Consider the following 22,952-nt stretch of genomic DNA (forward strand, 5'->3'; position numbering starts at 1 on the left):
TACAATGTCCGGACGTCGCGCGGCACGTCGCCGGCGAACAATCCGTTCGTTCTGGTGAACACCGACGGTACCGATTTCCGGCGCAGCGGCGACCGGTTCAATTCGCACGTCGCCGCGGTCACGGCGAACTTCCGCTTCTGATACGAGCGGCGAAGAGGGGGGCTGCCGCCGCGCGGCCCCCCAGCTACGCTGCCAGCGCCTCGCTCAAGGCCTTCATAACAGCGCTATTCGAGACAGGCTTTTGACAAAGCGGCCCCGATTGATGCTCGGCCGGGATCATGGTGGCGGCACCAGTTGCAAACACGAACGGTATGCCGCGCTGCGCAAGCGCGTCAGCGACGGGGAATGATGTCTCGTCGCCGAGTTGCACATCAAGGGTGCCGATGTCCGGAAGCGGATCAAGCGCATCAAGCGCCTCTTGCACGGTCATTACCGGCCCGACGACCTTCGCACCGGCCTGCTCCAGCATAGTGGCCAGATCCAACCCCAGAATAAAATCATCCTCGACCACCAGGATCCTGCGACCGGTCAATGCTGTGTTCGACATTGGCACTCCGACCTGTCATCGGCAGCCCAAGCCACTGATCTGACAGCTTACAACCCATGGTGCCCGGCAAGTTTCCGTGCCTGTATGGTGGCTACGCGAAGCTTAAACAGCAGGGGCATGTAGATGGCTGATTTCGAGCGAATGCAGCGGCGGCAACGCATTCTGGCCGACTTTGGGGAGTTTGCCCAGCAAAGCGAGGATCTGGACGCGGTGCTGACGGAGGCGTGCCGCCTGATCGGTGACGCGCTCGGCACCGACCTCGCGAAAGTCCTGGAGATCGAGACGGACAGCCAGACACTGCTCGTTCGGGCAGGCGTCGGCTGGCAGCCCGGCGTCGTTGGCGAGGTTCATTTGCCGATGGGCGAGCACTCGTCGGAAACCTTCGCGATCAAGGAGGGTGTCCCGGTTATCACGCCAGACATGAGCACGGAGACCCGTTTCGAGTTTCCAGACTTCATGAAAGAAGCCGGCGTCGTCGGCGTCGTCAACGTGCCGATCTTCCTGCTTGGCAACAAACCCTATGGTCTGTTGCAGGTCGACAGCCGCAAACCGTGGAAACCCGACGAACACGATACCGAGTTCCTGCGAACCTATGCCGCCATTCTCGGCCCGGTGATCGATCGGCTTCACAAGGTTCACGCTCTTAAGAAGGCGACCGATCAGAATGCGACGCTTCTCCGCGAGCTACAGCACCGGATCAAAAACAACATTGGGACGATCACCGGCCTTGTCCGGTTGAGGATGCACCGGGCCTCGTCAGATGAGGTTCGCTACGAACTGGGCGTCATCGGGGAACGCATTGAGGCGCTCAGCCTCGTCCACGAGCACGTCTATGCGGCTAGGAGCGCTGACCGGTTGCCACTGCGCCCATACGTCACCCAGCTCCTCGTAGGGTTGCTCGCGCTTCACGAAGAAGCCGGCGTCCGGCTGGACGTGCAGATCGACGATGTAGAGGTCAGCAGCGACACCGCGATCCCGCTCGGGCTCATTCTGAACGAGTTCACGACCAACAGCCTGAAGTACGCCTTCAAAAACGAAGGCCAGTCGGATGAGGCGTTGATCGCCGTGGAGGCTCGCGAACGCGAAGGCCGATTGTGGGTCAGGATCTGCGACAACGGGAAAGGGCTGCCGCCGAAAACGTCGGATGCGCGTCCCGGGTCCGGGACGGGCATGGCTTTGATCGAAGGCCTGGCCCGCCAGATAAGAGCAAAGCCGGATTGGGCGTCGGAGCGCGGCACGACGCTCACTTTAGACTTTCCGCGTCGGAAGTAGCTTCAATAGCAAATAGCCTTCGAGATAGACTGTGACGCTACCCCATCTACCGACTGCGTCCGGCAGGCCTAGCTACAGCGCCATACTGATTATGGCAGTTTCTAGAGCGCCTTACGGAGCCGGCGATGCAAGTAGTTCTCGTTGAATCCGGCGATTTGAATCAGCTTTACGGGATCCAGAATTGTGGCGCTACCTCGTGCAAGGGCCATTGCCCCGGCCAAACGTAGCTCCTTCAGCACACGGTTGATATGGACCGCAGTCATACCCAACGCGTCAGCCAGCAGCAGCTGCGAAAGGGGCAACGCGAACTCGTCGTCCCCGGTGAGCCCAATGGTGCGCGCGCGCAGGTAAAGCTCGCAGATCAGATGGGCTACGCGCTCAACTGAACTGCGCCGCCCCATGCTCACGATCCAGGCTCGCATGATGCCTTCATCGACAAGCTGTGCCGAGTACATCGCGCGCGCGACGTTTGGGTGCCCGCTCATCAGCGCCTGCATGTCGGCCCGGGAGACCGTGGCAACCATCGCTGGCGTGAGCGTCTGAATGCTGTGATCCATCTCGGCGAGCAGCTTGATGTGCAGGTCGCATGCATCGCCAGGCATCAAAAAAGCCATGATCTGGCGCGTGCCGCTCGGTAGTATCTTATACCGACAGGCCCAGCCTTCGAGCATCACGAACATCGGTCCGGGTTCGTCACCTTCACGGATCAAATCCTGTCGGGCGACGTAGCGTCGGGGGCAAGCGGTGGCTTTCTCGATTGCCGACCTATCGTCAGTCGCTAGCTCGGCCAAGCCGCATAGTTTCTGGACGAAGCGATTGGCCATGAGCGGTTCTACACCCCCACGGTCCCGTTCCTAGACTGATGCATGTTATAGCCTAGTGTTGTTAATCTTTGATAGGAGAGAGAGCCATTAGCTAGCTGAGCGGTCGTCGCTGGCAAGCGTCCTGCAGTGCCTGCGAATGAGCGCGAAGTTGCCCTTGCTTGTATCAGGAGGCGTGTAATGCTTACCAATGCCGGTGATCCTGCGATGCCCGGAGCCGCATTTCCGCGATCCGACCCTTACGGGCAGGCCGCGCTGCTTCTGGTTGAAAGCCTGATCCATGGACTTTGCGAAAACTCGACGCTGAGCAGCGACCAAGCAGTCGAGATTGTCCAGCGAGCGCTCGAGATGCAGCTTGCCCGCGCGAATGAGGCAGATGGTACAGGGGTGCCGATGCCGCGGTCCCATGCGCTGCTGTTGGCAATTCTGGCGTCATTTCGAACTGACCAAGAAAACAAACCGATCGGGCCTCGCTTGGTATGAAAGCGAAACTGCGTGGTAATACGAGCCTCACGCATGGAGGGGGGCATGTACTTGTTATCGATGATCACCCCGTTTCCCGGGAGGGTCTGTCGATCGCAGTCCGCGCTAACTTGCCGGACAGTGTCGTCATCGGAACCAGTACAATTGCAGAAGCAATAGCAGTGCTCGAGACTGAGTTCGATTTACGACTGCTCCTGATTGATTTGCCGCCTCCATACACTTGCGGGTTGAGCGGATTCTTCGCTGTGCAGCGTGTCGCTCCGTCAGTGCCGGTTGTGATCGTAACCGGGCATGAGGAACCGTCGCTCGTAAAGGCGGCCAAGGCGGTTGGCGCCTCCGGGGTTTTATCCAAGAGACGATCAATCGACGAGCTCGCCGCTGGCCTGCGCAAGGTTTTGACGGGATCTACCTGTTTCCCATCATTCGAAGAACAAGATGTGGATGCGGGGGCAATCGCGATACGCGCACGTATTGCAGAACTGACCCGCGCGCAGCACGCCGTGCTCGTAGCACTCGCGGGGGGAAAGTCGAACAAGGTAGTCGCGTGGGACCTGGCGGTTACCGAGGCAACCGTGAAAGCGCATCTAACCGCTATCTTCCGCAAGCTGGGCGTAACCAACCGGACACAGGCACTGCTCGCCTTGGGACCATCATTTCAATTGGATCAGAATGCTCCAATGTTATGATTGTCGCGACCGGATTAGCCGGCGTTAGAACGGTAAAGTAATCGTATTCGCCAGGAAGGGTACATCGGGGGCCAAGCCCGGAACCGACGATCGCGACAGCTCCGCCGCTACTGCCGCCCTTCGTCAGCCGTGCATGAGACTGCGATTGTGGTTTGCCGCCTCTTTCTCGCTATCCAGCGGAAGAGAGCCGGACACGGGTCGGGTACTCCGCTGATTGAACAACGAGAAACGAACGCGTCCTGACAATGCGGTGAGGGGAGCTGGCATCGGGTTACCCGCCGAATGCTTTTAATTAAAGGGAGCATCATTTGAGCGGGATACTACGATCTTTTTAATAACTTAGGTCAATCAGCTCTACGCGTCGCATTATCGTGACGGTGTACCGGAAATCAGAACGCAGGTGGAACTATGGGAACGTCCTGAATTGACAGCATTAATACCTCTGACGACTGGCAAGCATGGCCGGCGTGTGGCAGGAGATTGATGATGGCCGATTACAACCTTAGGGAACTCGTGTCGCAAGGGCTCAGTGCGATGAAGGCAGGCAGCGATGTGGCGGCACGCGCGACGGACGAAATCAGCAACGACGCGACTCACCCCGACCTGAAGGCTGCGCTGGAACAGGGCAATCGTACTTCGCAACAATGGGCCGATCGGATCGATCGAGCGATGGAGCAGACTGGACCTGGGGAGCAGGGCGACAACAAGATACTGGAAGCGCATCACGAGGTGAGCCGCCTCATCCGTCAGCAAGCGCCCGACGCGTCCTCGCGGGACCTCGGTATCGTTGCTGCAGGTCAGCTGGCGTTGCACTACTGGATTGCGGCGTTCGGTACGATGGCCAGCTATCTCGGAGCGATCGGGCTGGACGATGCCGCAGGTGAGATGAAGGCAGCAGCTGACGAGGCGAAGGAGGCCGACCAACAGCATACTGAACTGGCGAAAAAGCTACTCGCCGCTTGATTTTCGGTTGCGATGGGCGGCTTGGAAAAGTCGCTCATCAGACAGCTGGTCCGGTTGTGACGGTTCCGCACCGTGTCCTTGTCCAGATGGCCAGGGGTCATGCATGTTAAAGTTGTGCCTACTCGCCTGCTAATGCTTACTGGATCCGATTGCGGACTTTGGCTGGTCGGATAGCCAGAACGCGCGGTTGTAAGCGCCAGCTTCCGTAACCAAGCCAAAGGACTGCTGTCGCGCAAGTCCTGAATTTTGCGACAGCAGCCTGCTTACGATTGGCAAGGCTCGAGACTGTAGCAAATGTCTTGCGCTAAAGACGGCGGTTTAGAAACATACTCGCGACATAGGCATCGTACGAGAACGTCTGCCGAAACCGACGCGACCAAAGTTACCGTTGTCGCAAAGGTCTGATAGGCTTGAAAAGTGGTGGTGGCGATGACGCCGGGCTTCAACCGAGTAGTTCTCCAGCCGTCACGCCCAGCGGCACCGCAAGCTTCTGGACGATCAGGATCGTGGGGTTGCGGGCACCGCGTTCGATATCGCTGACATAGGTCCGGTGGATGTCTGCCTCATGGGCAAAGGCTTCTTGGCTCCAGCCCTTTTCCTCGCGCAGACGGCGTACGTTGCGACCGAGGCGAGTGCGAACATCCACGCCTCTGCAGAGACGCCCCTGCAGACGATCAATCTACAGACGATGAGAGACAATGTGGTTGACTGCCCGGTGTATCGAAGCATTGTCCCCGTCACTCATCAACGACAGGGGACGCTATGCATCGACAGTATTTCGGACGGAGCGGCCGAAGCAGAATGGCCTCGGCAGGACGTTTAACCGCGTCTGCCGTTCTCGCCTTGGCTGCTGTCGGAACCGGTTCTACCGCCCCGCCGTCAGGCGGCGCACCCTATGCCATGCGCGGTATCCCGCTTGGCATCACGCTCGCAGAGTATCGTGCGATCACGCCATTCAGCGACAATGGCTACATCAACCCAAGGTCGGCGTGCAGCGATCAGCCAATGCCCGACGGGGTAAGGCTGGAAGACGTGCCACCGCATGACACCGAAGTTGGCGTCGTTAGCTGCCAATGGTTCTCGGACATGCCTGGCTTGTCCTTCAAAATGGTCACGCGGCACTTTATTGCACTTGGCGAGGGCAGTGGACCTCCGGGATTTGCATTCATCAGTGACGGGCGGGCCCAGCGTCTGTTTAGGATCGGGTTCAAGGCCAACTCGGACTATTATGCCGGGATCCACGCCGCCCTCTTTCAGAACTACGGGGCACCCAAAGTTGTCACAAGTATCTTCCTGACGCAGGCTGGTGGGCAGTTCCCGAATGCGACTTCAACATGGGACAACGGAGTCAGCAGCATCGTCCTGGAGCAGCGTTGCGGACAGACAGACCGTTACTGCCTGACCTACCGCCACAAGGCTTTGAGCCAGGTCTACGACCGGCTCATCGCGGAGCGCGCAAGGCTGCGGGGGGCGAAGATTTAAGCGTTGTTGCACCCCGCCGCCGCCGCGGGGCGCCCGTGTCGCTGAGCGGGCAGGGGGACCGGCCGCAGTTGCTGGAGCGCGTCATGCTGGGCCAGGGGTGCTATAACGAAGCCTGGTTACAGCAGCTGATCTTCGACTATCCGACGCTGCTCCCGGTGGACTCGATCGAGCCCGGCTTTGGCGAACTCATAGCGGTCGGTCGCGAAGTCCGTTGCAGTCACGGTTATATCGACAATCTGTATGTGACGCCGGCGGGTGACATCGTGCTGGCCGAGACAAAGCTGTGGGTGAACCCGCAGGCCCGACGCGAGGTCGTTGCGCAAGCGCTCGACTATGTCGCGTCGCTGATGCTGATGGATCACGACGTCCTCGAGCGCAGTGTGGCCAGTAGCGACGGCTGGCGGGGAGGAACGCTTTACGATCTGGTCCGAGAACATCCGGACGCTTTGGACGCCTCCGGGTTTGTAGATGCCATCACATCCAATCTGCGCCGGGGACGGATGCTGGTTCTGGTCGTGGGGGAGGGGATCCGGAGAGAGGCGGAAGCGCTTGCGGCACTCCTCCAGGGCTATGCCGGCGCACAGTTCACCTTTGCCCTGGTCGAGCTCGCAACCTGGCGTAATCCTCGAACAGGCGACATGCTGTGCGTGCCGGACACTTTGGCGCAAACCGTAATGATCGAACGGGGCGTCGTGGTGGTTGAGAACGGCGTTGCCCTGATCAAGCCGATGCCGGATCCTGCCCTGACGGTAGCAAAAGGCAAACCCTCAACGTTGACCGACGAGATGTTCTTTGAGCATATCGCCAACCTGTCACCCGATCTGCCGCAAGCTATTTCCGACTTTCTGGCCCAAGTCGAACCTTATGGCGTCTATGCGGACATGAAGGCCTCGCTCAATCTGCGAGCGGAGCTTGGCGACGGAGCGCCGACCATCAATCTGGGCTACATCGCCCGTAATGGCCAGCTATGGACTAATCCGTTGGAAAAGTCGGTACCACGGGAGCTGGCACTGTCCTATACGCGCAGGCTGGCGGCGCTTACCGGTGGCACGGTCGCGTCCCGGGCGGGCCTGTATCTTACAGTCGACGGAAAATCGGCACCGCAGGTAGCGCTGCTCCTGCCCGTGCACATGCATGCCTGGGTGGCCGCGATCCGCGAGCTTCTCGACGAAGTTGCACGCTACTATCGAGGGGTCACGGCATGAGCGAGCGCATGACGCTCGTGCCGGGGCAGTGGTACGCCTGGACGATGTTTCCGGGCTATGGCCCTAGCCCATATCACTCGCCGATCCGCGTGCAACACGTGACGCCGGTCGCGGGCAGGTCGCGTCTGTACGATCTGGAGTTCTTCAACATGGGTTACGCAGCCGGTGTTCAGAACATGCAATACAGGCTGAAGACGCTGCGACGCGAAGCCGGCTACATCCTTGCTGCGGACTATGAAAGCGAGCGCTCAGTCGCGATCGTTAATTTGGAGCCGCTTTTCCTTTTGAGCCACGCGCCGCAAGTAATGGACCGGATCGAACGGCTGATGGCGCAGACCGGGTCTTTCTTCGACGCAATGGACATCTTCAACGGGTTCGCTCCCGTCACCGAGTGAAATTGACTGCCCAGCCGATACTGAAACGCGCATACGATGGTGCGGACGAGGTGCCGACGACCGTGGTAATGGTACAGTCGGCACTCCAAAACAGGCTAGTCGTGGAACTGCTCGAGACGTTGGTAGGTCCCCAATGTGTTAGAGAGGCTTCCGGTTCACCTTAGAACGATCCCTCGTCGAGGTTGTTAGTGGCGTCTTTAGGTGACTGATCGTCGTCATCGTAATCATAGCCATCGCCGGCAGGACGGATCCGGAACTCGTCATCGATAACCAGAAAGGCTGCCTCCTGCTCGGGCGTGAATATGCCGGACTGTATTGCTGGCGTCTGTGTCAAAAGCAGCTGTTCGTTGATCACGGGAATGCTCATAACGAGTTTCATGAAAGCGAGCTGCTCCTTAGCGGTGCCTTCCGCTACGTTGACCAGTGACTTCTGTAGTAACGCTTGGAGAAATGGCATTTTTACAGATTTGCCGCTAACGGATACGCTAGTCGTTTTCAGCAGAAGTTTGGCCAGCATCTCTTCGACGCTTCCGCCCATTTCCAAGTTTTTGGGTTTCGGTTTCTTGCCTTGGCTTTGGACCTTGTTGCCCGGCTTGAACTGTGAGCTTTTGGGCGGCTTACCATAGCCTACGTCGTAAGATGCGTTCTTGTGGTGGTACGTCATGATTTTTCCCCCCGGATGAAATCAATTGCACTGTGCTTCGGTACTGTCGCTGATAGCGGTGCCGGTGGTAGCGCCGGTAAGACGCTGTTCGGTCATAGCAGCGAAGGTCAGACCCGTATCGAGGTGGACCGCCTCCTTCCCGGTTTCCTGTTCCCAGCGGCGAACCGCCAGATCGACATATTGCGGATCGAGCTCGACGCCATAGGCAATGCGCCGGTTGCGCTCGGCTGCGATGATGGTCGTTCCGGATCCCATGAACGGGTCGAGCACGATATCTCCGGCGACCGTGACGTCGAGGATCGCGTCGCCGACCAACTCGACGGGCTTTGGGGTGGGATGACCGTCTAGAACCTTGGAGGCCGACGAGCCGCGGCGGTTTGCGCCTGGAAAATTCCAGACGTTGGTACGGTCCCTACCGTGCCGCCCGAGCTGCACGTTGTTCCTCGCCGGCGTGGCGCCGTTGCAGAACACGGCGACGAGCTCATGGGCTGAGCGGTACAGGCTTCCCATGCCTCCGGCTCCCTTGTTCCAAACTGCCATGTTAACCAGCGTCAGACCGGCAAGCTGGCCTGAAGTGACGAGCGGCGCGATGCTGCGCCAGTCCATGAAGGCGTAGATGACGCCCCCCGGAACGACGTTCTCACGGCAGCGCGTCAGCGATGTCAGTAGAAACGTTGCAAACGCAGCGTCCGACATCTCACCTGACGCCATTGCGAATTCCTTATGCGTCTTCTTGCCAAGCCCGCTCACATGCCCGGCAATCGGCACGTTGTAGGGTTTGTCCGAAATTATCGCTGATGCCCTGGCTCCGGCCATCAGAGTTTGAAACGTATCTGGGCTAAGGCTATCGGCGCAGAGCAGCCTGTGGCGTCCCAGGCACCACAGGTCACCGACGCAAGATGTCGGTTCCCCAACGGGCTCGGGCAACTCCGCTTCATCCTCGACGTTTGCGGGCAGGCCAGGAGAGGTGATGATGTCGATTTCCTCTAGGGAAAAACCGGTCGGCGACAGGTCAATTTCGAGAGCCGCGAGATCAGCGAACTCGATCGCAAGCTCGTCGAGGTTCCATTCGCCCGTTTCACCCAGACGGTTCAGTGTCACCCGCAATAGCCGCAGCTCCGACTTGCTCAGATGGCTGAGCCGAACGCAAGGAACGGTGAGCAGTCCGAGCTGCCGTGCAGCCTCGACGACGATCTGGCCATCGACGATGCGTGACTCTGCGTCGATGATAACCGGTGCGACGAAGCCGAAAGCCGTCAGGCTTTTGCACACGCGGGTGACCTGCGGGACAGAGAGCCTCCTGACTTGGCTCACGGCCCCGCCCAAAGTGGCGATTGGATGTTCTTCCACTACAAGCCGTGGAAGCAGCTCGTTGCGCGGGGCCGTGCTACTAGCCGCCGCCAAGGCAACGTTGGTTACGTTTGTTCGTCGGCGCCTGCCGGTCCTGGCAGCGAGTTCGGTCTTGATGGGCAAATGGAAGTTTTCAGGATTTTGCATAATTAAGTATCTCATATGTTAGCTGATCGACGAGTGGCGCAAAACCTCAGGCCGTATCGACGGTGTTTGTTAACGCTGACGCGTTGCGGAATGTTATGTTGGGCTGTATTCCGGATTAATCCGGCAGTCCGCTACATCAATTACTAAACAACACAGCTTCGTTCCAAAGCCAATGATCTTAGTTTTGAACGTCGACAAAAAGCTGCTTGCGTCGGAAGACAACTTGGAACATTAGGCGCCGATACTAGACAGAGAAAACCCGTGGTGCGCTGGTCGCTTTCCCGTAGTGGTCGGCATCGTTTCCCGCATCGCCAAGTGGAAAATTCCCGTACGATCCTGTCGAAAGTGTTGAGGCAGAACGCCAAAACTGGCGAACAGCGGCCATTTTGCGCTACTTTCTCGTTAAATCGGAGCGCCGCTACGACCTAGAAAATCCTCGTACGGGAATTTGGTGAGACGGGTTCGCTCCAGACTGCGTCGCGCACCATTCTTTTCGCAATGCGATGACAATGACTTAGCCTTCGGGCTCCCCGCCAAATGTGCCGGGATTCCCGGGGCTTTGCGTTGCGCTGAATGCGCCGGTGGAGACCAGAGACAGACATGAGCGCCGAGGTCAGCGGCAGATACGGTCCTCGTCTCGAAGGCATGAATTTCAAACTCCATACTTCATTGGCGCAGGGACAGATTGGTCACCGGGATCATCTCGAAAGCGAACAGCCGAATTTCAGCCCGGCTGTTTGATTCGATGAGACGGAGCGGCGGACGGGTTCAGCGGTGGATCTGGAACAACAGGCTGTGCTCATCGGCAAACAAGGGTCGGATCAGATCCCGAGCAAGGTCTTCTGCTGCATCCAGCAGGCAGGGATCTCCATCGCCAGCAGCCTGGCCGGGGTCAGCGTCGGCGGATGCCGTCCTTCACTGATGGCACGGACGATCTCGGGCGCCAGCCAAGAGAGCCGAACCAGCCGGGTCATACGTGTACTGCACTGGCCGCTACTGCTGGCCAGCATCTTGATGGATGTCTCGGGCGCTGCGGTGACAGCCGCGCGTGCGGCAGCAGCATCTGCCAGCAGCGTGACTAGGGTCTCGTCACGACGTACGACGGTGCCGTCGCCGTTAGTCATCACTAGCTTGACGTCCTTCCCATGCCGGATCCGGACGGCTGGGGCAGTAAGCTCGATCGGTGCGTCGCTATGATTGTCGTTGTTGCCAAGCGCTCTCAGCAGAGCGAGACGTTCGATGGTGATGCGGACGCGTTCGTCATCCAGCGTGACGCGCTGAACCAGCGCGCCGACCAAGGTGTGACGGCCATAGTGACCCGTGAGCTTATCTGCGATGTCAGCCGCGATCTTGATAACGCTCGCGATCGACTGCGCAGGCAGCTGGGGCGGCAGGAGTCGGCGAAGCTGGTGCGATGATGCAAGCAGCGCCCCTAGCCGTTCGACAACAACCGCCTCGATGTCACCAGCCGGCAGGCGCGATGCGGCGGGGCCATGTTCGACCAGTTCGGATGCCGGCGTGATGTAGTAGCGGTAGCGCTTGCCGGACTTTACGGCATGGCTCGGCGACATCCGTCGGCCATGAATATCGTAGAGGATGCCGACCAGCATGCTCGGTGCACGATGGTTGGTCCCGGACTTGCGCTCGACCTGACCCGCCGCGAGCGTCTGCTGGACCTGTTCCCAGAGTTCGGGCGAGATGATCGGAAGATGCGCGCCGTTTACCGCCACCCCCTTGTGGACGATCTCGCCAAGGTAGATGCGGTTGCCGAGCATGTTGAACAGCATGCCGCGCCCGAACGGCGCGCCACCGCGCGCCGGCTTGTTCGCCTGCTGGCGGACCTTGGTGCGGTAGCCATCGCTGCGTAGTTCCTCGATCAGCGCCCGGCCAGATCCAAGCGCCACATAACGTTCGAAGATATGACGGACGGTGCGAGCGTCATCCTCGTCAACAACGAGCAGCCTGTCCTCGACGCGGTAGCCGAGCGGCACCGGGCCCCCCATCCACATGCCCTTGGCCTTGGACTGCGCGATCTTGTCGCGGATGCGTTCGCCGGTGACCTCGCGCTCGAACTGGGCGAAGGAGAGCAGCACGTTGAGCGTTAGCCGACCCATGCTGGTGGTGGTGTTGAACGCCTGCGTCACCGACACGAACGAGGCACCGCGGGCATCCAGCACTTCGACGATCTTGGCAAAGTCCGACAGGGCGCGCGTCAGCCGGTCGACCTTGTACACGACGATGACATCGACCTTGCCGGCTTCGACATCCGCCATCAGCCGCTTCAGTCCCGGCCGCTCCAGGTTGCCGCCGGAGAAGCCGCCATCGTCATACGGGTCTTTTACCAGCACCCAGCCTTCATGGCGCTGGCTCAGCACGTAGGCTTCGCAGGCCTCACGTTGCGCATCGAGGCTGTTGAACGCCTGGTCGAGCCCCTCCTCGGTTGATTTGCGGGTATAGACCGCGCAACGGATCGTGCGCGGTCCCGTCGGGCGCGGGGCGACCTTAGCCATCGGCGTTCAGCCCAAAGAAGCGCGGTCCCGACCAGGCTGTGCCGGTGACATGCCGAGCAATGGCGGACAGCGAGCGGTAGCACTCACCGTCCAACAGAAAGCCTTCCTCCGTTGCCAGCACGTCGAGCGTGCGCCCGTTCCAGCTGCGCACGAGCTGAGTGCCGGGCTTGATCGTGCGCGCAACGGCGGCAGGCCGGGTCAATGACCGTGCGACGCGGGTCGGCAGCTTGCCGTACGCCTTTTCCTGCAGGCGGTAGGCGATGCCCAGCCGCAGCAGGTCCGTCGAAAGCCTGGGGGCAGGGACCTTGTAGATGTGCATCCATTCGGCACGCAGATCGGCTGGCGACAATGTCACCAGCCAGGCAAGCTTCTCCTCGATCCGCATCAGGCTGCCAGATGGTAGCGGGTGGCGCCGGTCTCGCCGCTGCGGATGATCGCATGACCCTTCTTGCGTAGGCCCGTCAGAGCCGCGCGGGTCGTGTGTGGCAGCCAGCCGGTGACCTGAACCAGTTCATCCAGGCTGGCGCCGTCGTCACGTCGGAGTAGCTGCGCAACCATGGCGATCTTGCTACCCGGCGGGGTGGCAGGGAGGATGGTCTCAGTCACGACCGCGGTTCCGGCGCTCGCCGGCACGTCCGTTGTAACCGGAGCTTCGGGCGCGGTCTCCGTCTCATCAACGGCGATCCTCACCCGTCCTGCACTTGTGATGTGCAATCCAAGGCAAGTGTCGCCGTCCTGCCGCCATCTGCAGTTCGGGTCCGTTACCGACGTCTCTTCGACCAGCACGTGCTTCAGAAGAGGGGGGATGGCCTTGCGGATGCGGACACCCTGGTCGCTGACCTGTTCGGGCAGGGGTAGGAGGCTGCCATCGCTACGCTGGGCGGCTGCCGCCAGCAGGATGAGCTGAAGCTCGGTAAGCTTGAAGAGGCGTGCCATGATGTCGGTCTTCCGGAATGCGACCGCGGCGGGATGCCGCTGCCACTGACCCGAGCCCCGTCGAGGCAAGGCTCGCGGGGCGGTCCGGGTGGTAGCACCGGATGAGGCAGGTTCCGTCGAGCGGCCCGCACCGACAGCAATGCTCGAACGTGTGCCCAAGTCGAGTGGAATGTCGCTTCCTACGAAGAGCTTAGGCAGTTCTGCAGGTTTTGACGGAATGCGTAAAAGCTGCGTCTGGACTGTCGCGGCCGGTCTCGTCCTGGTGTGCGGCCAGGAGGATGCCGTGGATCCCGACCCGAATGAGACGAACGAGCTGATCCCGAAACTCTTTTACCTGATGACCGTGCGGCTTGAGGATGCTGCCGGCGCAGCCGCAGAGGGGCAGGGCGCCCATCTCGACAACAGCACGCGGTCAGCGCTTGCAGACCGTCTGCGTCAAACGGGACACGAAGTTGCTATCGTCGCCGAAGCGGTCAGCCGGCTTCTTGAGCGTACCAGCTGAAGCCTCGTGCAGACAGGACTGTGGCACCATCCAGGGCATCGCAGATATTCGCCAAACTACGATTCCGCCAGCTTCACTGGATCGGCAGGCTCAGTTGCCGAATGTCTGGCGCGTCGGGCCGCGCCAACTCGGTGGTGAGATACTCGGCCAACCGGTCCGCCGCTCTGGCGCGCAGTCTGGGATCGGCTGCGGTCATTCCCAATCTGGTCCCGATCGGTGACTCGCGGAGAATTTCGGCCAGGCGGCGGGGTTCGATATCCATGCGCATCATGAGAACAAAACAAGTCCAACATGGCAAGGCCATGCACGCTGTCGAAGCTTAATTCAGCATTTTTGCGGACAGTTCTGCTCCATACCGGCTTTCTGGACGTCGGTGCCGGGACCGATCGACAGCTTGCCGCTAAATGTACCCCGGTAGCGAACGTCTGGGATTGGCGGAGAGCGGCCCGGCCGCTTTCGGGCGGCGACCAGTGCAATCAGACGTTCATTCAGTCAACGCGCGACGGCAGCTACGCGCTCCTTCTCAACCGTTCAGCAAGCCGTCCTACAATTCTGAAAGCTGCCGTTCGTTGAGGCGGCGCCGAGCCGTGGTTGGCCGCGCGATCTCAGCAGCGTCTGATCATCCTCAGCATCGTCCCTTCGATACCAGTTGCGTGACAGATGCTATTATTGGAGGTCCGAAGCGCCGGCTCCTGCTTCATCGATCGAGGGGAAGAGGCCCATGCGTCCATCGCCCTCCACGCCGGTAAAAAGGTGGACGGTGACGCCTTGCGACACAGCCGCGGGCGGATCGCTATTTTCGATGATGATGAACTGCGCGCGATCCGCAAGGCTCGCGAGATGCTGGTAGAAATATTCATGCAGGGTCGTCGCGGCCAACGCGCGCTCGTCGGTCGTCAGATCGCCGTGCCGCGGGACCTTGACCGGTTCACGGTAGGTTAGCAGTGGCGTATCGAGCACCAACATGCCGGGATGCGGCAGGCCGCGCTCTTGGCAAACAAGCATCACAGCAACTTTGAAAGCCGAGTGCAGGACGGCACGCACGCCCTTGCCGTTAGCGCGGCGCTCCTTGCCAGCAATCCGAATATCCTGCGATTGCGGATCGAACGAGACAACCGGCGTGCCGGGAAACTTCCAAGCCTCGAGCACCTCCTGAATCTTGACCGCCAAAGCGTGTCCGGTTGGACCGTCGATCCCGACGGACAGATGCTGCTTGGGCTCGGGCTTCGCGCCGATAACTTGGGAGAGCTGTACTGCAAGCCTGTCCCGCTCATCGAACAGCTTGAGCTGGTCGCGCAGCGCGTCTCGCTTCTCGATGCGGTCTTCATAGGTTTGGCGAAGCCCCGATTCATCGGGCCGCAGGAACGCGAGCAGCCGCTCCGCCGCAGCGATCCGCGCGCGCTGCTTCCTGAGCAGCACCAGATGCCCGGCCCCGTCGCGCTCGAGCAGTCCGATCGTGCTGAACAGATCCCGGCGTTCCCGCTCGATCCGCGCGATCTCGGCGCGCGCCGCCGCCCGTGCACGATCGACGTCGCGCTTGCCGTCATTATGATGATGCTCGGCCGTGGCGCCGCATAAGGGACAGGGCCGGTCGAGCCGCGCCAGCAACAGGTGACCGCCCTGCTCGAGCGCGCCCAACCGGGCGATGTCCGATTCATAGACTTCCATCAGACGAGCGAAGCGAGCAAGCGTCAACTCGATTTCCCGGGTCTGTGCCGCTGTCCTGTCACGCGCGTCGAGCATCCGTCGCCGTTCCTGCGTGGTGTGATCGATGCGTCCCTGACGCCGCATCAGGTCCGACCCCAAGTCGTTAAGCCGATCCTCCAGGCGCACCGATTGATGGGCAAGCTCTTGGCGCGTGACACCCAGAGCATCGATCTGCACGTCGATCTCGCCAATCCACTGTTCGAGCAGTTCCCGCTGGCCCTCGCGGCGCGCTTTCTTGATCTTCGCCGGCACCACCGCGACGACGGCGGAATCATCCTGGCCGGTCAGCAGGAGCTTCAGCGCATTCTTCTCGGGCGTCGCTGCGACGACTTGCCCACTCAAGATCGGGCTGCGGCCATCAATGATCGAACCTTCGTCCACGAACATGAACGGGTCGAGCGACCGCAGGGTGAAAGAATTCTTCTCGCCATTCTCGTTGCGAACAATCTTCTTACCGTCGAGACCCAGACCCATGAGCACAAGCCGCGACAGATTATCCTCGCGCGCGGCGTCATGCTCGGGCGCCAGGGCGCGCGCCTCGACATCGACAGGCATCTCGACATAAAGACCGCGATACAGCCGGATCCCGCCCCCGGTAATCGCGCGGTAAAGCGTCGCCTCGCCCGTTCTCGGAATGTCGATCCCGAGCAGGACACCGGTATAGCCTTCCATCTGCTCGATCACGGGAAGCGGTGTTGACGCCCCAAGAACGAACTTGAGAGCTGCCAGCGTGAAAGATTTGCCGGTGTTGGACGCTCCGTAGACGACATTGACGCCAGCCTCGAACGTCAGATGTGCGGGCGCTTTGCCTTCGCCCACAAAGCTTAGATGGCGGAAGATCAGGCGATCGATCATGCGGCCGGCTCGTGCAGGGTTTCTTCGCCTTGGAACTCGAGCGTCCAGCGGCCGAGCCTCTGATGCACGACATCACGGATTGCATCTTCAGCCAGTTCGCCGAGCCGGCCCGCGAGCCACTGCGCGCGATCCTTGAGCGTTTGCGCGTAAGGCACAGCCAGAAGATCGAGGAAGGAAGGCGCGTCGTCGCCGGCCTGGAACCGCATCCCGTCTTCGTCGTCGACCACATTGACGAGTTCCGCGTGAAGAAGAAGTCGGACCCCTTCGTCAACGAGACGGCGCCGTACGAGGAGTTCGCCTGCCCTCGACGGGAGGTCGGGGTGGAGACTGTCGGGCCCTTCGAGATCGGCGGTATGCACCACTAGATGATCGAACCACACCAGCTCGCTTGTCGAGCAGGCACGGGGATGAAAGGCATCGAGTACGATCAGCGCACGCAACCCGGTTTCCAGCGGGCTGTTGAACAGGGGGATGGTCTCGCCGAATCCCGAGATCACTTCACCCATGCCAGCCGTCCGCTGTTGGCGAAATGATGGCATGTGCCCTGTTTCACCGGCACGCGCGCATAGCGGCCGAGCACACCGGCCACCGCGACGCCCTTCGCCTCGACCATCACCGCGGCAATTTTCGCGAGCGCATCGGCATGGGTCAGTTGGTGGGTGTCGAATACACCGTGGAAAATGTCCTTATCGAACGCTTCAAGGACCCGAGGTTCGGTGCTGTCCCGATAGTACCGCTTGAAGGCGGCCGCATCGAAAAACCGCTCCCGCTGGACCCGAAAATGTTCGCCATATTCCGCGTGCGCCAGCGCGTCGTCGCCGCCGCCCAGCGCTACCGCCCCGCGCTCTCGATAGGCCGCCAGCAGCTGGTCGACATAGCCCGTCTCTTCTGGCTGCAGCCCCGCCGGCACTTCGCCGACCGGCGCCTCTCCGGGATCTGCCGAGAACCATTTGATCAGCACCGGCTTCATCGCCTCGTCGCGAACGAGTTTGCCTGCTTCCAACAGCGACACATTTTCGAATGCAAAGCCGTCAATAGCCGCCCGCACCGCGTCTGAAAGCGCATGAACCTCGCCTTCCACCAGCTGGGTGGAACAACAGTCATCCCAGCGTTCAATGAGCCGCGGCGCGATCTTGCTGGGCTGCGAGATCAGGGCGCGAACGGCGCGTACAGCCCCTTTGGGCGCCACGAATACATAGCTACGTGGCACGGGAAAATGCCCGGCTGCCGCGTGGAAGAAGATCTTGCCGAGCTCGCGCAGCACCTCGGTTTCCCCGAGCGCCTTCCGCAGCTGTTTGCATTGGAAATTATCCCATGGACCGTCGAAGCGCTGTCGACTGTGGTACCCAACCACGTCACGCCCCATATCGCCCGCCCCGGAGAAGCGATCGCTCCCGAGATAACGCGGTCGCAACGATGCTACCCAGTCGTCGACCAAGCGCTCGAGATCTGCGTCGTCCAGCGCATAGATTTGCGCTGCATAATCGATCACGCATTGCCCCTTCTTCTCTGCCGAACGAGGATGCACAACGAGACAGCCGGGTGCAACAAATGTCGGAAAACTTCGGGAACGTCAGCGGTCGACACCGCGTCGACCAGCTTATCCGCCTGAAACGAGCGGCGGGGTACGGGGATCGTCTCAACAGCGATGAATGCCGAAATTGGTCGCCCTGGTAGAAGGGATGGGCGGCCGCTTTCGACCAAAATGCGTCGTTCAGCGATCGGCCTGAGAACGGCGGCTTCTGACAGAACCAGTCATTCGCTAAGCGCAAAGCGGTGTGGCAGCTTCGCGCCCCTATTGATCGTTTAGCGCGCACTGACTAGCGCCCGGAAGCCGACATTGCTTTAGGTCGAGGCTAAGGGTTACTCGCCACTTTATTGCGGCCGCTTGATATCGATGTCCGGTCCCGTAGCAGATCGCTGACTCTAGCATGCTTCCATGCTACGCTCTCGCCTATGATAACCGAGAGCTACTACTGGAAGAAACCGCTGCTGACTGGAGCCAAGGCCATCCGAAAATATATGGACGCGGAAGATATCAGCGACGCTCAATTCGCGCGGATCGAACGTGAGATTTCTATCGGATTTTATTCGATAAGAAAATTACTAGAGGCAACAGGGAAAGTCAGCGCGGAGACGCGTGATATGAAGGTGTCGCTCAAGCGATACGAGAAGCGCGCAAATCAGCCTAGTGTCGATTGGTACAATCGGAGCGAATTTTGGGAGCTTTACGATCTAGACAAGCCTGCGCTAGAGTCTCGCGATTTGCTCTACGTGGCGCACCGTATGGTTCACAGTTTCATATTCGTCCTGTCGGGTGACGATGACGGAAATGGTGCATTTTTTACAAGTGATCGGGACAGGGAGACGCGTCTCAACTTCGTAAGCACGGACGAGATCCTTCGGGTGTTTGAAACGGTCGGAAACGACTATCCGAATGGCTTCCACGCGTGGCGCGACAAGGTGACTGGAGAAATGAAATGGAGCGTCCCCGCCAGGGAGCCTGCGCGCTGATGGGAACGGAAATCAATCTGATTGTCGGCGGTATCTCACTGTCCTTCTCCAAAAATCATATGGGCATAGATTTTGGGCACCTTTTTCAAGAAGGCGATCGCACTCGCCATAAAATGGAAGAGATAAGTTACGATTACTACGAAGAGAACCCTGACGAAATTGCGGATCTTGAGGTTTCGGAGATGGTATTCGCGCGGAGGCTTGATCGCATTGTGTCGCGCCTCGAGCTGCTGAATCACTCGCTCGACGCAGCGCGTGCAGAGTATGCGGTGATCGTCGCCGAAACGATCGAAATGGCTTTGTACAGCGAGTCCCCGGAAGATCCTTCTATTCTTTCTTTTGAGGAATTTTGCGCTCTTGCCTGTCGGTATCCGATCGATGTGCTGAAGGACGCTTACATCGAGTATGAAACACCGGATCGTGACAAGGTGGCGCAAGGTCGGTTTGCAGAGGACGCGGACGAGTTTGCAAGACTACCCGGCGATCGCTACAACAACCTATACTATTCTGAGAAAAGCTATCTTTCGGCCAGCCTCTGCATCTTGAGTGCCGAGTCAATGCTGCGGGTTTTCGCTCTCAATCCCGACAACGCTGACATTGAGATTGTCTGGGAATTTGGTCCGCTCGTTAATAACGGGTGGGCAAACAAGAACGATTTTAACCCAGGCGCGAGACGTGTTCAAAAGGTTTTGGTTGCGACCGAAGGGGCATCAGATGCTCGGATTATCAAACGCGCTCTAGAAGTTCTGCGGCCTGATGTTGCCGATTTTTTTAATTTCATCGATGTGGATGAGCGCCACCATTTTTGGGGTACGGGCAATCTGGTAAAGTTTGCTGAGGGGCTTTTGCGTATCGATATTCAAAACAGAGTGCTCTTCGTTTTTGACAACGATGCGGAGGGAGTGGACGCTTACCGTAAGCTAGCTGCGCTCAATCTACCTGCGAATATGCGCTCCATGCTCCTGCCTGATCTCGATGCCTTCGGCAGCTTTCCCGCCCGTGGTCCTGAGGGAGTCAGCTCGGCTGACATAAACGGACGCGCGGCTGCGATCGAGTGTTATCTCGATCTTGATCTGCCTTCTTACGGCCCCGCGCAGGTGCTCTGGAGCAATTACAAAAAGGAAGTTGACGCGTGGCATGGCGCTTTGGAGTTCAAGGAGTCCTACCAGCGCCATTTTCACGATCAGGACGATGACACGCTCCGCAATGGCCCATACCAATCAATCAAGCTCGGCAAACTGCTAGACAGGTTAATCGTGGAGGCGAGTTTGGTTTCACCTGCCGGCTAGAGGTTCGGGTACCACCGACCTCATTGAGGGTGGTCTGCTCCGTTTGATTACCCCCTCCATAATGGCAACTTTTGGGTGGTGGTGGCCTGAAGCGAACTGGCCGCGACTGGCTAAACCCGGTCGCTCCTGCGCAACTCGCCGGACGACCGCTTCAGGAGAAAGTTGCCGTTCGCGCCTTGAGACGCCGCCCGTCGGCTCAGCGCCCCATGGCAGCCATCCAGTACTGGACGCGCTCACCCCGGAAGCGGACGTCTGTCTGGCAAAAGTGGTTGGCTCACGTGCGCTCAATCTGGTCGACTGCGGCCGAAAACTGCGCCATCTTCCGCCCACCAGAGCGATTTGCGCGTCTCATTGGCGCATCTGAGTAAACGGCGGGGCGGGGGAAGGTATGTCGCGTGCACGAAAAATCACGAAGGTCTATGTCGAAAACGTCAGGGGAATCGGTCAGAAGTCATTCGACTTAGAGATCCTGCCGAATAAGCCGACCTTAATTGTCGCCCCAAATGGCACCGGCAAAACCTCGTTGGCGAGGGCCTTTGGCTCTCTGCAATCAACGAGAATTGCTTTGAACAAAGACGACTACTATCAAGGCAATGATCAAAACAGTCCACGGCTTGAGCTCACGTATGAGGACGAAGCTGGCTCTCTCGTGGTCAAAGCGGCTGACAGCGCATCAAACCAAATTGGCAGTGAATTTGATGTTTATACAATTGGCGGACAATTAGTTCCAAAAGCTAGCAAGAGAAAGATCAGCGGCAACGTGGTTGCTACTGCAAGCATCGAGGTTCAGCCCGTCGTCCTCATTCCGAAGGTGCCGAAGAAGACGCCCTTTTCCTATGATTATTCATTGGTCAAGAGCGCATTGGGCGTATCTGGTAAGGCGTTTCCAAACATATCAGCGATACTAGCGAACAAGTGTCTTATGCTCCGCATACAGAAGGAGGTAGACCTGTCGCGAGCATTGCTAGCCACACCGCATAAGGCCGTCACAGCCTTCGCAGAAGCTGTGAAGACTGCAACCGGGACCGCTCAACAAATTCTTGACGCGATTCCTGAGGATATGACAGCCGAACTCGAAGCGGTGCCTCACATAGCAGCTATAGTCGGTATACTTAAAGACGAGAATGTTACGTTGCCTTACAGCGGATCATATATCGCCGCCGCTGTACAGATACACAATCTATATCGATCGGATAAATCGGCTTTCCGGTCCGCAATCGAGAGCTATCAGTATCTTGTAGAGAAGGGGGAGATCGAAAGAGACCTAGCTAGCCTTAGACTGACATGGAAGAACATCCGGCCCAAGGAAGACTTGAAGCGGGGCCTCATCATTGAGTTCCCCCCGGCGAATCAAATCTCGAACGGAGAGCGTGACACGCTTTGGTTTGTTGCATCATTACTTCGCGGGTGGCGTCTTCTGAAGAGTGATAAATGCGTCATAGTTATTGATGAAGTATTTGACTATCTTGACGAGGCAAACTTGATAGCTTGTCAGTATCACCTTACTCAGATGATCCGGCAAAATAAATCAGAAGGACGGCAGGTTTTCATCTTGATCATGACGCACCTTAATCCTTCTTGCTTTAGAGGATTTGCATTTCGTGATCAAAAGATACAATATTTAACCTCCCGTCCCGGAGGCCTGCCACGCGATGTAGAGAAGGTCCTCCTTAAGCGGGAAAACCTTTCGATTAGTGACGATCTTTCCAGATACTTCCTCCATTTTAATCAAAACCAGAAGGACCTTACCGCGGCGTTTGCTTCCTTGGGATTGCCGTCTAATCTTAATACAAGTGCGAAGTTCAAGGCGCACGTGAATGATCAACTTCGGCGTTACCGAGATCATAAGAGCTACGAGCCGGTGGCGGTATGCTGCGCCTTAAGGAACCGCATCGAGGAGTTGGCGTACGACCAACTTACTCCGGCCGCACAGCCTGGTTTCGTGACGGTGCACAAAACTGCGGAAAAACTGGACTATGCCATCACGAATGGCGCTGACGTTCCGGAAGTTTCGTATCTACTCGCCCTGATCTACAACGATGCCGCCCATATCCGTGAGCATGCCGACAATGACACGCCGTTGCGTTCAAAGCTCGAGAACCTCTCGATTCGTAGCATGATCGAAGCAGCGACTTGATGAGGCGCCGGAACAACCAGCGCTCCCAAGAGCTCATGGCTGCGTTGCAAGGGCGGACGGGCAGAAATCCGGGCGCCCGATTGCCGCGATAAAACGTCGGCGGCGCTCCCGCAGCTTCCGAGACCTGCTAGTCGGCTGGCGGCCAGTCTTACCCAACGGCGGTTACCTGATCGACGGAGGACGCAGAGTCCGCTTCTGACACCAGCTGCCGTTTGCCGGCTGCCCAACGAACGGCCGTAAAGTCCCAAACCAAGCCGTTCGACCCGCGCACCCGCGACATGAACCAACGACCGAAGTTGAGAAGGCGGAAAGTGTCCGCGAGTGTCGACTAATGGGTCGCCTCAGATCAACGACGGTAGAGCTACGCCTCTTTGCCGTGTCGGATGAGCCAAGCGGCGAGGATCAGCCCGCTTGATGCGACAAGGCTGGCGTCATCAGCGCTAATCAGCTCTTCTTCACCAACCACCTTTCCATGGCCCGTTCCTGC

The 22,952-nt window shown here is 59.0% G+C and carries 24 protein-coding genes; 12 read left to right on the top strand and 12 right to left on the bottom strand.

Features of this window, described 5'->3' with window-relative positions:
* Positions 1-184 precede the first annotated feature (184 nt).
* Positions 185-547, bottom strand: coding sequence for a response regulator (locus tag IEX50_RS16805; protein WP_157177932.1), 363 nt, complete (start codon positions 545-547; stop codon positions 185-187).
* A gap of 123 nt (positions 548-670) precedes the next feature.
* Here IEX50_RS16805 and IEX50_RS16810 point away from each other — a divergent pair, with 123 nt between their 5' ends.
* Positions 671-1,819 (top strand): sensor histidine kinase, encoded by a 1,149-nt coding sequence (locus tag IEX50_RS16810; RefSeq protein WP_157177931.1) that lies wholly within the window; start codon positions 671-673, stop codon positions 1,817-1,819.
* Positions 1,820-1,920: 101 nt separating this feature from the next.
* On the opposite strand, the gene IEX50_RS16815 is transcribed toward IEX50_RS16810, so the two are convergent.
* Entirely contained in the window at positions 1,921-2,643 is a 723-nt protein-coding gene (locus IEX50_RS16815; RefSeq protein WP_157177930.1) for a Crp/Fnr family transcriptional regulator, read from the bottom strand.
* 177 nt (positions 2,644-2,820) lie between these two features.
* Here IEX50_RS16815 and IEX50_RS16820 point away from each other — a divergent pair, with 177 nt between their 5' ends.
* From IEX50_RS16820 to IEX50_RS16830, 3 genes are all read left to right on the top strand, one after another.
* A complete protein-coding gene (locus IEX50_RS16820) occupies positions 2,821-3,123 on the top strand; it encodes a hypothetical protein (RefSeq protein ID WP_157177929.1) in 303 nt (100 codons plus the stop codon).
* Positions 3,120-3,809 carry a response regulator transcription factor gene (locus IEX50_RS16825; protein ID WP_157177928.1) on the top strand — a complete coding sequence of 230 codons (690 nt, stop codon included), beginning with the start codon at positions 3,120-3,122 and terminating at the stop codon, positions 3,807-3,809. Before IEX50_RS16820 ends, IEX50_RS16825 begins: the two co-directional genes overlap by 4 nt.
* 486 nt (positions 3,810-4,295) lie before the next feature.
* Entirely contained in the window at positions 4,296-4,772 is a 477-nt protein-coding gene (locus tag IEX50_RS16830) for a DUF892 family protein (protein ID WP_157177927.1), read from the top strand.
* A 442-nt stretch (positions 4,773-5,214) separates the two neighbouring features.
* On the opposite strand, the gene IEX50_RS16835 is transcribed toward IEX50_RS16830, so the two are convergent.
* The gene (locus tag IEX50_RS16835) at positions 5,215-5,418 is read right to left on the bottom strand and encodes a helix-turn-helix domain-containing protein (protein WP_157177926.1); all 204 of its coding nucleotides are present in this window, start codon (positions 5,416-5,418) and stop codon (positions 5,215-5,217) included.
* Between the two features lie 254 nt (positions 5,419-5,672).
* On the opposite strand from IEX50_RS16835, the gene IEX50_RS16840 reads away from it, so the two are divergent.
* The 3 genes from IEX50_RS16840 to IEX50_RS16850 all read left to right on the top strand — a co-directional run bounded on the left by IEX50_RS16840 (position 5,673) and on the right by IEX50_RS16850 (position 7,854).
* Complete coding sequence (locus IEX50_RS16840; protein WP_157177925.1) at positions 5,673-6,254, top strand: hypothetical protein; 582 nt, start codon at positions 5,673-5,675, stop codon at positions 6,252-6,254.
* A gap of 68 nt (positions 6,255-6,322) precedes the next feature.
* Positions 6,323-7,459 carry a hypothetical protein gene (locus tag IEX50_RS16845; RefSeq protein WP_157177924.1) on the top strand — a complete coding sequence of 379 codons (1,137 nt, stop codon included), beginning with the start codon at positions 6,323-6,325 and terminating at the stop codon, positions 7,457-7,459.
* On the top strand, positions 7,456-7,854 hold the full coding sequence (locus IEX50_RS16850; RefSeq protein ID WP_157177923.1) for a hypothetical protein: 399 nt from the start codon (positions 7,456-7,458) through the stop codon (positions 7,852-7,854). Before IEX50_RS16845 ends, IEX50_RS16850 begins: the two co-directional genes overlap by 4 nt.
* A gap of 160 nt (positions 7,855-8,014) precedes the next feature.
* Here the strand turns inward: IEX50_RS16850 and IEX50_RS16855 are convergent, their stop codons facing one another.
* Both IEX50_RS16855 and IEX50_RS16860 read right to left on the bottom strand, forming a co-directional pair.
* The gene (locus tag IEX50_RS16855; RefSeq protein ID WP_157177922.1) at positions 8,015-8,518 is read right to left on the bottom strand and encodes a DUF5681 domain-containing protein; all 504 of its coding nucleotides are present in this window, start codon (positions 8,516-8,518) and stop codon (positions 8,015-8,017) included.
* Positions 8,519-8,539: 21 nt separating this feature from the next.
* Positions 8,540-10,015 carry a DNA modification methylase gene (locus IEX50_RS16860; protein WP_157177921.1) on the bottom strand — a complete coding sequence of 492 codons (1,476 nt, stop codon included), beginning with the start codon at positions 10,013-10,015 and terminating at the stop codon, positions 8,540-8,542.
* 600 nt (positions 10,016-10,615) lie between these two features.
* On the opposite strand from IEX50_RS16860, the gene IEX50_RS16865 reads away from it, so the two are divergent.
* Positions 10,616-10,756, top strand: coding sequence for a hypothetical protein (locus tag IEX50_RS16865; protein ID WP_157177920.1), 141 nt, complete (start codon positions 10,616-10,618; stop codon positions 10,754-10,756).
* 80 nt (positions 10,757-10,836) lie between these two features.
* On the opposite strand, the gene IEX50_RS16870 is transcribed toward IEX50_RS16865, so the two are convergent.
* From IEX50_RS16870 to IEX50_RS16880, 3 genes are read right to left on the bottom strand one after another with little or no spacing between them, the layout of a single operon-like run.
* A complete protein-coding gene (locus IEX50_RS16870) occupies positions 10,837-12,525 on the bottom strand; it encodes a recombinase family protein (RefSeq protein WP_157177919.1) in 1,689 nt (562 codons plus the stop codon).
* On the bottom strand, positions 12,518-12,910 hold the full coding sequence (locus IEX50_RS16875) for a DUF2924 domain-containing protein (RefSeq protein WP_157177918.1): 393 nt from the start codon (positions 12,908-12,910) through the stop codon (positions 12,518-12,520). The genes IEX50_RS16870 and IEX50_RS16875 overlap by 8 nt, the downstream gene beginning before the upstream one ends.
* Positions 12,910-13,461: a DUF3489 domain-containing protein gene (locus IEX50_RS16880; RefSeq protein WP_157177917.1), complete on the bottom strand. Its 552-nt coding sequence runs from the start codon at positions 13,459-13,461 to the stop codon at positions 12,910-12,912. The genes IEX50_RS16875 and IEX50_RS16880 overlap by 1 nt, the downstream gene beginning before the upstream one ends.
* 217 nt (positions 13,462-13,678) lie before the next feature.
* On the opposite strand from IEX50_RS16880, the gene IEX50_RS16885 reads away from it, so the two are divergent.
* Positions 13,679-13,963, top strand: a complete 285-nt coding sequence (locus IEX50_RS16885; protein WP_184075368.1) for a hypothetical protein — start codon at positions 13,679-13,681, stop codon at positions 13,961-13,963.
* 73 nt (positions 13,964-14,036) lie between these two features.
* On the opposite strand, the gene IEX50_RS16890 is transcribed toward IEX50_RS16885, so the two are convergent.
* The 4 genes from IEX50_RS16890 to IEX50_RS16905 all read right to left on the bottom strand — a co-directional run bounded on the left by IEX50_RS16890 (position 14,037) and on the right by IEX50_RS16905 (position 18,017).
* On the bottom strand, positions 14,037-14,225 hold the full coding sequence (locus IEX50_RS16890; RefSeq protein ID WP_157177915.1) for a DUF6771 family protein: 189 nt from the start codon (positions 14,223-14,225) through the stop codon (positions 14,037-14,039).
* A gap of 404 nt (positions 14,226-14,629) precedes the next feature.
* Entirely contained in the window at positions 14,630-16,525 is a 1,896-nt protein-coding gene (locus tag IEX50_RS16895) for a hypothetical protein (RefSeq protein WP_157177914.1), read from the bottom strand.
* Positions 16,522-17,031 carry an ABC-three component system middle component 2 gene (locus tag IEX50_RS16900; RefSeq protein WP_157177913.1) on the bottom strand — a complete coding sequence of 170 codons (510 nt, stop codon included), beginning with the start codon at positions 17,029-17,031 and terminating at the stop codon, positions 16,522-16,524. Before IEX50_RS16900 ends, IEX50_RS16895 begins: the two co-directional genes overlap by 4 nt.
* Positions 17,019-18,017 (bottom strand): ABC-three component system protein, encoded by a 999-nt coding sequence (locus IEX50_RS16905; RefSeq protein WP_157177912.1) that lies wholly within the window; start codon positions 18,015-18,017, stop codon positions 17,019-17,021. The genes IEX50_RS16900 and IEX50_RS16905 overlap by 13 nt, the downstream gene beginning before the upstream one ends.
* A 464-nt stretch (positions 18,018-18,481) precedes the next feature.
* On the opposite strand from IEX50_RS16905, the gene IEX50_RS16910 reads away from it, so the two are divergent.
* The 3 genes from IEX50_RS16910 (at position 18,482) to IEX50_RS16920 (ending at position 22,465) form a co-directional block, all read left to right on the top strand.
* Positions 18,482-19,039 carry a hypothetical protein gene (locus IEX50_RS16910; RefSeq protein ID WP_198350742.1) on the top strand — a complete coding sequence of 186 codons (558 nt, stop codon included), beginning with the start codon at positions 18,482-18,484 and terminating at the stop codon, positions 19,037-19,039.
* Complete coding sequence (locus IEX50_RS16915; protein ID WP_198350740.1) at positions 19,006-20,328, top strand: HEPN/Toprim-associated domain-containing protein; 1,323 nt, start codon at positions 19,006-19,008, stop codon at positions 20,326-20,328. The genes IEX50_RS16910 and IEX50_RS16915 overlap by 34 nt, the downstream gene beginning before the upstream one ends.
* Positions 20,329-20,716: 388 nt before the next feature.
* Positions 20,717-22,465 (top strand): ATP-binding protein, encoded by a 1,749-nt coding sequence (locus tag IEX50_RS16920; RefSeq protein ID WP_157177911.1) that lies wholly within the window; start codon positions 20,717-20,719, stop codon positions 22,463-22,465.
* Positions 22,466-22,952: the final 487 nt, after the last annotated feature.

This window comes from Sphingomonas prati (genome assembly GCF_014643515.1).
Classification (GTDB): Bacteria; Pseudomonadota; Alphaproteobacteria; order Sphingomonadales; family Sphingomonadaceae; genus Sphingomonas_R; species Sphingomonas_R prati.